Annotated in this window: 4 protein-coding genes and 1 riboswitch; of the genes, 2 read left to right on the top strand and 2 right to left on the bottom strand. The window is 67.5% G+C overall.

From position 1 onward, the window contains the following. Positions 1 to 117: 117 nt before the first annotated feature. Positions 118 to 8,790, top strand: coding sequence for a glycoside hydrolase family 94 protein (locus DUGA2_RS26220; RefSeq protein WP_070272350.1), 8,673 nt, complete (start codon positions 118 to 120; stop codon positions 8,788 to 8,790). A 150-nt stretch (positions 8,791 to 8,940) separates the two neighbouring features. Continuing rightward, entirely contained in the window at positions 8,941 to 11,094 is a 2,154-nt protein-coding gene (locus DUGA2_RS26225) for a CehA/McbA family metallohydrolase (RefSeq protein WP_210402599.1), read from the top strand. 6 nt (positions 11,095 to 11,100) lie between these two features. Here the strand turns inward: DUGA2_RS26225 and DUGA2_RS26230 are convergent, their stop codons facing one another. Continuing rightward, positions 11,101 to 11,346 carry a hypothetical protein gene (locus tag DUGA2_RS26230; protein ID WP_229214777.1) on the bottom strand — a complete coding sequence of 82 codons (246 nt, stop codon included), beginning with the start codon at positions 11,344 to 11,346 and terminating at the stop codon, positions 11,101 to 11,103. A gap of 108 nt (positions 11,347 to 11,454) precedes the next feature. Next, positions 11,455 to 12,030 (bottom strand): TMEM165/GDT1 family protein, encoded by a 576-nt coding sequence (locus tag DUGA2_RS26235; RefSeq protein ID WP_070272352.1) that lies wholly within the window; start codon positions 12,028 to 12,030, stop codon positions 11,455 to 11,457. Between the two features lie 11 nt (positions 12,031 to 12,041). Continuing rightward, positions 12,042 to 12,226, bottom strand: a riboswitch (yybP-ykoY riboswitch). Positions 12,227 to 12,282: the final 56 nt, after the last annotated feature.

Consider the following 12,282-nt stretch of genomic DNA (forward strand, 5'->3'; position numbering starts at 1 on the left):
TCCATGCGTACGCCACCGCACAGTCGCGAGGCGTGCGCCCCCGTAGGATGCCTTGGCACATAATTTCCTATGCGCAGAATCAAAGCGAGGTATCAGTTGAAACAGTCCGCCCCCCTCATGCCCGCGATTACGCTGGGCTTCCGCGAAGCGCCCGCCGGCTCCCTGTTGTCCGCCGAGGACGACGAAGACCTGCCGTTGCGCGCCGAACTCTTCAGTGCTGCCCAGATGGCGGCGCACGGCAAGACGCTGGCCACGCATCACGAGCTCAGCAAGCGGAGCGGCCGCGACCGCCTGTTGTCGCGGCTGGCGGAAAACGCCGCCGTCATCGACGCCACCTGCGACGCGCTGGCCGCCGCCGCCAAGGTCGGCCGCCAGATCACGCCCGCTTCCGAGTGGTTGCTGGACAACTTCTACCTGATCGAAGAACAGATACGCATCGCCCGCCGCCACCTGCCGAAGAACTACAGCCGGCAATTGCCGCGCCTGGGCAAGGGGGCGCCGGACGGCACGCCGCGCGTCTACAAGATCGCGCTGGAAATCATTTCGCACGGCGACGGCCGCGTCGATCCCGAATCGCTGTGCCGCTTCGTCGACGCCTACCAGGAAGTGGCCAGCCTCACGCTGGGCGAGCTGTGGGCCATTCCCATCATGCTGCGCCTGGCGCTGATCGAAAACCTGCGCCGCGTGGCCGCCCGCGTGGCCGACAACCGCATCCACCGCGACCTGGCCAACACCTGGGCCGACCAGATGACCGAGGTCGCCGACAAGAATCCCAGCGGCCTGATACTGCTGGTGGCCGACATGGCCCGTTCCAATCCGCCCGTCACCAGCGCCTTCGTGGCCGAACTGGCGCGGCGCCTGCAGGGACAAAGCCCGGCGCTGACGCTGGCGCTGTCGTGGATCACGCACCGCCTGGCCGAATCGGGCCAGACCATCGAGCAGCAGATCCAGGCCGAGATCCAGCAGCAGGCGGCCGAGCAGGTCTCCATCGCCAACAGCATCGGCAGCCTGCGCTTCCTCGGCACCATGGACTGGCAGGAGTTCGTCGAGACCATGAGCGTGGTCGAGCAGACCTTGCGCCAGGATCCCGCCGCCATCTATGGCCGCATGGAGTTCGCCACGCGCGACCAGTACCGCCACGCGATCGAGAAGATCGCCAAGCGCTCGCGCTACTCGGAAATCGAAGTGGCGCAGCAAGCCTTGCAGCTGGCGCAGGCGCACTACGAGGGCGGCGACGCGCGCCATGGCCACGTCGGCTTCTACCTGATCGGCGGCGGCCTGGCCGCGCTGGAAAAACAGACCGGCATGCGCCGGCCGTGGCTGGAAGCCCTGCAGCAGACGTCGCGCGCCTCGCCGCTGACTTCCTACCTGGGCGCCATCGCCGCCATCGCATTGGTGTCGACCGCGCTGCTGCTGGAGCGCGCCGCGCACAACGGCGTGAGCGGCCCCGTCATCGTCATGCTCGGCGTGCTGGCGCTGCTGGGCAGCAGCCAGCTGGCATTGGGCCTGGTGAACTGGGTCGCCACGCTGGTGACGCGTCCGAACCCGCTGCCGCGCATGGACTTCAAGGACGGCGTGCCGGCCAACGCCCGCGCCATCGTGGTGGTGCCGACGCTGGTCTACAGCAAGGAGAACATCGCCGAACTGTGCGAACAGCTGGAGGTGCGCTTCCTCGCCAACCGCGATCCCAACCTGGTGTTCTGCCTGTTGACGGACTTCGCCGACGCCGCCGCCGAAACGCTGCCCACCGATGAGGCGCTGGTCGAACAGATGCAGCGCTGCGTCGGTCATTTGAACCGCAAGTACGCCACCCATCCGAACGGCGACCCGGCCGCGCCCTTCCTGCTGCTGCACCGCCCGCGCCAGTGGAATCCGCACGAAGGCGTGTGGATGGGCTATGAACGCAAGCGCGGCAAGCTGCAGGCGCTGAACCGCTTCCTGCGCGGCGGCGCGCGCGACCAATTCAGCCTGGTGGTGGGCGAAACGCACGAACTGCAAAGCATCAAGTACGTCATCACGCTCGACACCGACACCCAGTTGCCGCGCGACGCCGCGGCGCAGTTCGTCGCCACCATGCAGCATCCGCTGAACCAGCCGCGCGTCGACACCGCACGCGGCCGCGTGGTCGAAGGCTACGGCATCCTGCAGCCGCGTGTGACGGTCAGCCTGCCGAGCGAGAACGCCTCGCGCTACGAAAAGCTGTGCGGCGGCGAACCGGGCATCGACCCCTACACCCGCACCGTCTCCGACGTCTACCAGGACGTGTTCTTCGAAGGCTCCTTCATCGGCAAGGGCATCTACGATGTCGACGTGTTCGAGCAGGTGCTGGGCCATCGTCTGCCGGAAAACCGCATCCTCAGCCACGACCTGCTGGAAGGCTGCTACCTGCGCGCCGGCCTGCTGAGCGACGCCCAGTTGTACGAAGCCTATCCGGCCCGCTACGCCGACGACGTCAGCCGCCGCCAGCGCTGGATACGCGGCGACTGGCAGCTGGCCTCGTGGCTGTTCGGCCGCGTGCCCGGCGCCAACCGCAAGCGCGAGCGCAATCCGCTGTCGCTGCTGTCGCGCTGGAAGCTGTTCGACAACCTGCGCCGCAGCCTGACCGCGCCGGCGCTGGTGCTGTCGCTGATCGCCGCCTGGCGCTGGCTGCCCGATCCCTGGCTGTGGACCGGCGCCGTGCTGGCCGTGATCTTCATCCCGTCGCTGGTCAGCACCCTGCACGACCTGTGCCGCCGTCCGGAAGACACCTTGTGGAGCCAGCACCTGCGCGCCTCGCTGCGCCGCAGCGGCCTGCAGTTCTCGCATGCGATCCTGATGCTGGTGTTCCTGCCGTACGAAGCCTGGTTCAGTCTGGACGCCATCCTGCGCAGCGCCTGGCGCATGCTGGTCTCGCACAAGCACCTGCTGGAGTGGCGCGCCTCGGCGCTGGCGCGCACCGACGGCGTCTGGCGCACCATGTGGTGCTCGCCGGCGCTGGCGCTGTTCGTCGGCGGCGCGCTGCTGGGATGGCGTCCTGCCAGCCTGGCGCCGGCCGCGCTGTTCCTGCTGGCCTGGCTGGTGGCGCCGGCCGTGGCGCAGTGGATCAGCCGCCCGATCGAACGCCGGCAGGCCAGGCTCACGCCGGACCAGCAGCAGTTCCTGCACCAGCTGGCCCGCCGCACGTGGGCCTACTTCGACCGCTACGTCGGCCCGGAGGACAACTGGCTGCCGCCCGATAACATGCAGGAGCATCCGGCCCACGTGGTGGCGCACCGCACCTCGCCGACCAATATCGGCATGGCGCTGCTGGCCAACCTGAGCGCCAGCGATTTCGGCTACATCTGCATCGGCCAGATGATGCAGCGCACCGCCGCCACGCTGGCCACGATGGACCAGCTGGAACGCCACCAGGGCCACTTCTACAACTGGTACGACACGCAGACGCTCAAGCCGCTGCACCCGATCTACATCTCGACCGTCGACAGCGGCAACCTGGCCGGCCACCTGCTCACGCTGCAGGCCGGCCTGACCGGCTTGTACGACCAGCCGGTGCTGGGCCCGCAGACGGTGGACGGCATTGTCGCCACCTGCCGCGTGCTGCAGGAGTCGCTGGGCGGCGCGGCGTCCGCGCCCGCAGCGGATGCGCCGGACGTCGCCGGCCAGCGCGAGCTGAACGCCTTGCTGGCCGCGCTGACGCCCGCACCGGAAAGCGGCAACCTGCAGCAACTGCACGCCTGGCTGGCGCGCGTCGCCGCCGCAGCCGCCGGCCTGCCGCCGACCGACCCGCACGGCGAAGCCGCCATGTGGTCCGCCTCGCTGGTGCAGCAATGCCAGGCGGCGCTGGATGAACTGTCCCTGCTGGCGCCATGGGTCAACCTGCCGGCGGACGCCGTGTTCGACACCAGCCTGACCCGCGTGCCGACGCTGCGCGAACTGGCCGCCATGATCGACAGCTCCTCCGCCGTCCTGGCTAACGACCTGGCCCCGGCCGAACGCGGTCGCCAGCTGCTGCTGGCCGGCCTGTGCGCGCAGGGCGCCGCCGCCGCGCACGAACGCATGCGCGAACTGTCCGAGCTGGCGCGCCGCTGCGGCGCCTACGCCCAGATGGAATACGGCTTCCTGTACAACACCACCACCAGCCTGCTGGCCATCGGCTACAACGTCACCGAGCGCCGCCTGGACGCCAGCTACTACGATCTGCTGGCGTCGGAAGTGCGGCTGGCCAGCTTCGTCGCCATCGCCCAGGGCCAGCTGCCGCAGGAGCACTGGTTCGCGCTGGGCCGCCAGTTGTGCATCGTCGCCGGCAAGCCGGTGCTGCTGTCCTGGAGCGGCTCGATGTTCGAGTACCTGATGCCCTTGCTGGTGATGCCCAACTATCCGAGCACGCTGCTCGACCAGACCTACAACGCGGTGATCGACGCCCAGATCGACTACGGCAAGCGCCGCAGCGTGCCGTGGGGGATATCCGAATCCGGCTACAACACCGTCGACGCCAGCCTCAATTACCAGTACCGCGCCTTCGGCGTGCCCGGCCTGGGCCTGAAGCGCGGCCTGGCCGACGACCTGGTGATCGCGCCCTACGCCACCATGCTGGGATTGATGGTGCAGCCGGAAGCGGCCTGCCTCAACCTGCAGAAGATGGCGGGCATGGGCTATATGGGCCGCTACGGTTTCTTCGAAGCGATCGACTACACGGCCTCGCGCCTGCCGCGCGGCCAGAGCGCCGCCGTGATCCGCTCCTTCATGGTCCACCACCAGGGCATGGGCCTGCTGGCGCTGAGCTACCTGCTGCACGACCGGCCGATGCAGCGCCGCTTCGAATCCGATCCGCTGCTGCAATCGACGTTGCTGGTGCTGCAGGAACGCAGCCCGCAGGCGGGCGCCTTCTACTCCAACACCACCGAGATGGCGGCCGTGCGCTCCACCGCGCCGGAGCAGGCCATGCCGATGCGCGTGCTGACCCAGCACAGCACACCGGTACCGGAAACCCAGCTGTTGTCCAACGGCCGCTATCATGTGATGGTGACGAACGGCGGCGGCAGCTACAGCCGCTGGAAGGATCTCGCCGTCACCCGCTGGCGCGAGGACAGCACGCGCGACAACTGGGGCAACTTCTGCTACGTGCGCGACATGGACGACGGCCAGTTCTGGTCGACCACCTACCAGCCGGCGCTGGTCGAACCGCGCAAGCACGAAGTGATCTTTTCCGAAGGCCGCGCCGAGTTCCGACGCTCCGACCGCAACATCGACCTGTACACGGAAATCGTCGTATCGCCGGAAGACGACATCGAACTGCGCCGCACCCGCATCACCAACAAGTCCGACCGCGAGCGCACCATCGAAGTGACCAGCTTTGCCGAGGTGGTGATGGCGCCCGCCGCCGCCGATGCCTCGCATCCGGCCTTCAGCAAACTGTTCGTGCAGACTGAAATCCTGCGCGACGAAAACGCCATCCTGTGCACGCGCCGTCCGCGCGGGCCGGCCGACGCCATGCCCTGGCTGATGCACTCGATGATGGTGCACGACGCCGCCGTCGCCGGCGTCTCCTTCGAAACCGACCGCTCGCGCTTCATCGGCCGCGGCAACACCGCCGCCGCGCCGCAGGCCATGCTGAGCGACGACGCCCTGAGCGGCGCCGAAGGCTCGGTGCTCGATCCGGTGGTGGCGATCCGCTACACCATCACCCTCAAGCCGGACCAGACGGCCATCGTCGACATCGTCACCGGCATGACCGAGCAGCGCGACGCCGCGCTGCACCTGATCGACAAATACCAGGACCGCCACCTGGCCGACCGCGTGTTCGAACTGGCGTGGACCCACAGCCAGGTCGTGCTGCGCCAGCTCAACGCCAGCGAGGCCGACGCCCAGCTGTACGGCCGCCTGGCCAACTCGGTCATCTATCCGAACGCCGCGCTGCGCGCCGACGCCGCCACGCTGATCAAGAACCAGCGCGGCCAGTCCGGCCTGTGGGCGTATGCGATTTCCGGCGACCTGCCGATCGTGCTGCTGCAGATCAAGGACCCGGCCAACATCGAACTGGCGCGCCAGATGGTGCAGGCGCACGCCTACTGGCGCCTGAAAGGGCTGGTGGTCGACCTGGTGATCTGGTACGAAGACCAGTCGGGCTACCGCCAGCTGCTGCACGAGCAGATCATGGGCCTGATCGCCTCCGGCATCGACGCCCAGGCCATCGACCGGCCGGGCGGCATCTTCGTGCGCCTGGCCGACCAGATCGCCAACGAGGACCGCATCCTGCTGCAATCGGTGGCGCGCGCCATCCTCAGCGACAGCCGCGGCACGCTGGCCGAACAGATCAAGCGTCCCGGCCCGCCGGCCATGCGCATGCCGCCGCTGCTGGCGGACAATCGCGGCGACTACGCGGACGCCGTTCCGCCGCCCGCTCCGGCGCGCGAGCTGATGCTGGAAAACGGCATCGGCGGCTTCACGCCGGACGGCCGCGAATACGTCATCACAACCAGCGCCGCGCAGCGCACGCCGGCGCCGTGGTCCAACGTGCTGGCCAATCCGCAGTTCGGCAGCGTGGTCTCGGAGAGCGGCCAGGCCTACACCTGGCACGAGAACGCCCATGAATTCCGCCTGACGCCGTGGCACAACGATCCCGTCAGCGACGCCAGCGGCGAGGCCTTCTATCTGCGCGACGAGCAGAGCGGCCAGTTCTGGTCGCCGACCGCCTTGCCGGCGCGCGGCAATGGCAGCTACGTCACGCGCCACGGCTTCGGCTACAGCGTGTTCGAACACAGCGAGGCCGGCATCGCCACCGAGATGACCACCTTCGTCGCCATCGACGCGCCGATCAAATACACGGTGCTCAAGGTGCGCAACGACTCGCTGGTGGCGCGGCGCCTGTCGGCCACCGGCTACGTCGAGTGGGTGCTGGGCGACATGCGCTCCAAGTCCGGCATGCACATCGTCACCGAGGCCGATCCGGTCAGCGGCGCGCTGTTCGCCAAGAACGCCTACAACACCGAGTTCACCGGCCGCGTCGCCTTCTTCAATTGCGACGCCACGCTGCGCTCCGTCACCGCCGACCGCGGCGAATTCCTGGGCCGTAACGGCTCGCTGGCGTCGCCGGTGGCGATGCGCCGTTCCCGCCTGTCCGGCAAGACCGGCGCCGGCCTCGATGCCTGCGCCGCCATCCAGGTGCCGTTCGACCTGCTGCCGGGCCAGGAGCGCGAGATCGTCTTCGTGCTGGGCGTGGCCGGCCGCCGCAACGCCGACGCCAGCAGCATGGTGCAAAAACACCGCAGCGCCGGCGCCGCGCACGAGGCGCTGGCCGCGGTGCAGGCGCACTGGGAGCAAACCCTGGGCGCGGTGCGCATCGATACGCCGGAGCCGCAGCTCGACCTGCTGGCCAACGGCTGGCTGATGTACCAGACCATCGCCTGCCGCATGTGGGCGCGCAGCGGCTACTACCAGTCCGGCGGCGCCTTCGGCTTCCGCGACCAGCTGCAGGACGCGATGGCCACCATCCACACGCAACCGCAGCTGCTGCGCGACCAGCTGCTGCTGTGCGCCGCCCACCAGTTCCTGGAAGGCGACGTGCAGCACTGGTGGCATCCGCCGTCGGACCGCGGCGTGCGCACCCACTGTTCGGACGACTATCTGTGGCTGCCGCTGGGCGCGTGGCGCTACGTCATCGCCACCGGCGACGTCGGCGTGCTGAACGAAAGCACGCCTTACCTGGAGGGCCGCGCCGTCAAGCCGGAAGAGGATTCGTACTACGATCTGCCAGGACGCTCCAGCCAGAGCGGCACGCTGTACGAGCACTGCGTGCGCGCCATTCGCAACGGCCTGCGCTTCGGCGTGCACGGCCTGCCGCTGATCGGCTCCTGCGACTGGAACGACGGCATGGACAAGGTCGGCGAACATGGCAAAGGGGAGAGCGTGTGGCTGGCCTTCTTCCTGTGCGAAGTGCTGCAGCGTTTCGCCGAAGTGGCGGACCTGATGCAGGACGCGGACTTCGCTGCCGAGTGCCGCGGCGAGGCCAAAAAGCTGGCCGTCAACGTCGAAAAGAATGCGTGGGACGGTGAATGGTACCGCCGCGCCTATTTCGACGACGGCACGCCGCTCGGTTCGCACACCAACGAGGAATGCCAGATCGATTCGATTTCGCAGAGCTGGGGCGTGCTGTCCGGCGCCGCCGATCCGGTGCGCGTGCGCGGCGCGATGGAGCAGGTCAACCAGCGGCTGGTGCGGCGCGATTCCGGTATCATCCAGTTGCTCGATCCGCCGTTCGACAAGGCCGGCCCCAACCCCGGCTATATCCGTGGCTATGTGCCCGGCGTGCGCGAGAACGGCGGCCAGTACACCCACGCCGCCATCTGGACCGCGATGGCCTTCGCCCGCCTGGGCGAGACCGAGCGGGCCTGGGAGCTGGCGCGCATGATCAATCCGGTGCAGCACGGCGGCACGCCGGAAGGCATGGCGCGCTACAAGGTTGAGCCTTATGTGGTGACGGCCGACGTCTACGCCGTGGCGCCGCACGTGGGGCGCGGCGGCTGGAGCTGGTACACCGGTTCCTCGGGATGGATGTACCGCCTGATACTGGAGTCGCTGCTCGGCCTGACCCGCACCCCGACCCAGCTCACGCTGGCGCCGCGCATGCCGGCCGAGTGGCCGCACTTCACGCTGACCTACCGCTACGGCGCGGCATCGTATGTGATCCGCGTGGTGAAGTCGGCGGAAGCCGCGCCGCTGATGACGGTGGACGGCGTGCGCCAGCCGGGCATGGCGATCGATCTGCACGATACGCCGGGCATCCGCAAGGTGGAATTGTTCGTGCCGGCCTAGTTCGTTTTTTAACAGAGTGTCCCATTCTGGACATTTTAGGCATCCACACCACAACGCGGCGCTTTATGCGCCGCGTTCTCTTTGTGCGTCATCTTCCTGTCATGCATAGTTGCGAGACTTTTGGATTACCAACCGCAAAGAGAGTCCCTAGTGAACAAATCGCAGACGCTGTCCCGCCTTGCCTTCATCATGCTGCTGTCCGCCGGTGTCATCGGCGCCGCCCACGCATCCAAAGCCGACCACCACGAATTCGAAGCCACGCTGCATGCGCCCTTCGCCGCCGACGGCGCCGACCAGGATCGCCCGGAAGCGCGTACCTTCAAGCTTGGTTTCGATTTTCCCCTGCTCGAACGCGAACAGGATGTGAAGTGGCGGCTGGAGCTGGTCAGCCCGGACGGCGTGGTGGTGCAGCAGTGGCAGGGCGTGCAGCGCATCGCCGGCAAGCCGGTCGATGTCAGCATCGCCTGGGATGGCCGCGCCGACGGCTTGATCCTGACCGACGGCGTCTACGTGGCGCGCATGCAGGCCATCACCGGCGACGACACGGTCGAACAAAGCTGGGAAATCTCGGTGGGCCGCGCTGCGGCCCAGGCCATGCCGGCCTTCAAGCCCTTGCCAACCTCCGCGACGTCCGCCAAGCCTGCGGGCGCCAACGGCCGCGTGGTGCAGGGCGCCGTGGCCGCCACGGGCTCGCTGCCATACACCGTCTACCTCGGCAACCTGCACAGCCAGACCAACCATAGCGATGGCGGCGGGGCGCTGGGCAGCTGCACCGGCGCGCAGGCGCCGCAAAGCGCGGCGCTGGGGCCGGCCGACGCCTACCAGTACGCGATGAACAAGGGCCTCGATTTCCTGATGGCGTCCGAGCACAATCATATGTACGACGGTTCCGACGGCACCAACGCTTCCGCCGATCCGGCCGCCGCCAAGGCGCTGTTCCAGTCCGGCCTCGCTGCGGCCGCCAACTTCAACAGCGCGCACGCGGGCTTCCTCGGCATGTATGGTCTGGAGTGGGGCGTCATCAACAACGGCGGCCATATGAACATCTTCAACACCACCGAGCTGCTGGGCTGGGAGAGCAATGGCGGCGGCCAGCTGATCGCCGACACGCTGACCGCCAAGGGCGACTACGCGGGCCTGTACACGCTGATGCGCCAGCGCGGCTATGTCGGCCAGTTCAACCATCCGGAATCGTCCGGCCAGTTCCTGGTCAACGGCACGGCGCTGGGCTACACCGCCGACGGCGACCAGGCGATGGCGCTGTGCGAGGTGCTCAACACCTCGGCCTTCTCCACCAACACCAGCGAGACCGAGACCGGCCGCAGCACCTACGAAGGCGCCTGCAACAAGGCGCTGGAGGCGGGCTACCACATCGCCTTCTCCACCGACCAGGATAACCACTGCGCCAACTGGGGCGCGTCCTACACCAACCGCACCGGCGTGCTGCTGCCGAACGGCACGCCGCTGACCGCCGCCAGCATGATCGCCGCCATCAAGGCGCGCCGCGTGTTCGCCACCATGGACAAGACCTCGCAGCTGATCCTGACCGCCAACGGCCACGTGATGGGCGAGCGCTTCGCCAACAGCGGTCCGCTCAACCTGGTCGCCAACTTCGCCAGCAGCAGCGGCAAGACGGTATCGTCGGTGAAGATGTACGAGGGCGTCCCGGGCCGCAACGGCGCGGTGACGCAGCTGTCGGCCACCGCCAGCACCACCATCACGCCGGCCGTGGGCGAGCACTTCTACTACGCCAAGATCACCCAGAACGACGGCAACATCCTGTGGTCGGCGCCGGTGTGGGTCACACAGGGCAGCGGCGGCGGCACGCCTCCCGGCCCGACGGAGCTGATCGTCAACGGCGGCTTCGAATCCGGCGCCGCCTCATGGACCGCCAGCGCCGCCGCGATCACGTCGGACACGGCGCAGGCCGCGCACGGCGGCGGCGGCAAGGCCAAGCTGAATGGCTACGGCAGCACCCATACCGACACGCTGTACCAGAGCGTGGCGATACCGGCCGCCGCCACCAGCGCCAAGCTGTCGTTCTGGCTGAAAGTGGTGTCCAGCGAGACCACCGCCACCAACGCCTACGACACGCTCAAGGTGCAGGTGCGCAGCGGCGCCAACGCCGTGCTGGCGACGCTGGCGACCTATTCGAATCTGAACAAGGGGAGCACGTATGTGCAGAAGAGCTTCGACCTGTCGGCCTATAAAGGGCAGACGGTGAGGATATACTTCGAGGGTGTGGAAGGCACGATGGTGTCGACCGCCTTCCTGGTGGATGATGTCAGCCTGATCGCGCAGTAAGGCGGCTTACTTGGTCCACGGCTGTTCGCGCTTGCCGCCTTTGCGCGCGAACAGCAGCAGCACGCCGATACCGATCAGTATCAGCTTGTAGTTCACCGGTTCCGGCACCGACACCATGTTGGCTTTGCCGGCCGCCGGCTTGGCCGCGTGCACGCTGCTGGCCGCATGTGCGGTCGCGGGCGCCGTGTCGGCCGCATATACCTGTGCGCTCACTGCGGAGGCGCTCAACAACAGCGCCGCTATCTTGCTCATCAATCGCATTCCTTGCCCCTGCCAATATTCAAGTGACAAGTATAATAGATTGTTAATTCTTCCGCATCCGTGCGCTAACACACGGAGCGGAACATAAAGTGGTTGACCTTACACGCCGAGGCTGGAACCTGCACCCAGCAGCGTGGCCACGCCCAGCACGGCGAACACCAGCGCGGCGATGCCGTGCACCAGCTTGAGCGAGACGCGGTTGGCGATCCTGTCGCCCAGGTAGACCGCCGGCACGTTGGCCAGCATCATGCCGAAGGTGGTGCCGCAGACCACGGCCACCAGGCTGTCGTAGCGGGCCGCCAGCGCCACCGTGGCCACCTGCGTCTTGTCGCCCATTTCGGCGGCGAAGAAGGCGATCAGCGTGGTCAGGAACACGCCATACTTCGCCAGCGGCATGTCGCCGTCGTCGATCTTGTCCGGCACCAGCGTCCACGCGGACATCGCCAGGAAGGACACGCCCAGCACCCAGCGCAGGATGTCCGGCCCGAGCAGGCTGGTGATCCAGGTGCCGACGGCGGCGGCAAACGCGTGGTTGGCGATGGTGGCGACGAAAATCGCGGCGACGATCGGCAGCGGGCGGCGGAACTTGGCGGCCAGGCAGAACGCGAGCAGCTGGGTTTTGTCGCCGATTTCAGCGAGGGCGACGATGCCGGTAGAGACGAAGAATGCTTCCATGGGTTGTGTATGTAGTACGCGGGCCGGAAACGATTAACCAATGATCCAGGCGCGACTCCGGCCCATCATGGCCGCACCTCGATCATGGTCTCGTCAAGTTTTTCAACCACCTGCACCACGGTCTGCGGACCGATTATGTTGACACAGGTTCTTGCACCGGGAAGGCGCAAGCCGACTACTCCCCACTTACGACGCGAATGATAGCATAGCCGCACGCATGTACACATCTTCGATACATGGCTATGCTATTCT

Origin of the sequence: Duganella sp. HH101 (assembly GCF_001758795.1) — a bacterium.
In the GTDB taxonomy this organism is placed as follows: domain Bacteria; phylum Pseudomonadota; class Gammaproteobacteria; order Burkholderiales; family Burkholderiaceae_D; genus Rugamonas; species Rugamonas rivuli.

Excerpts from the sequence above, each read along its gene's own strand:
- DUGA2_RS26230 (WP_229214777.1), bottom strand. The coding sequence starts at position 11,346 with ATGAGCAAGATAGCGGCGCTGTTGTTGAGCGCCTCCGCAGTGAGCGCA.
- DUGA2_RS26220 (WP_070272350.1), top strand. The coding sequence starts at position 118 with ATGCCCGCGATTACGCTGGGCTTCCGCGAAGCGCCCGCCGGCTCCCTG.
- DUGA2_RS26235 (WP_070272352.1), bottom strand. The coding sequence starts at position 12,030 with ATGGAAGCATTCTTCGTCTCTACCGGCATCGTCGCCCTCGCTGAAATC.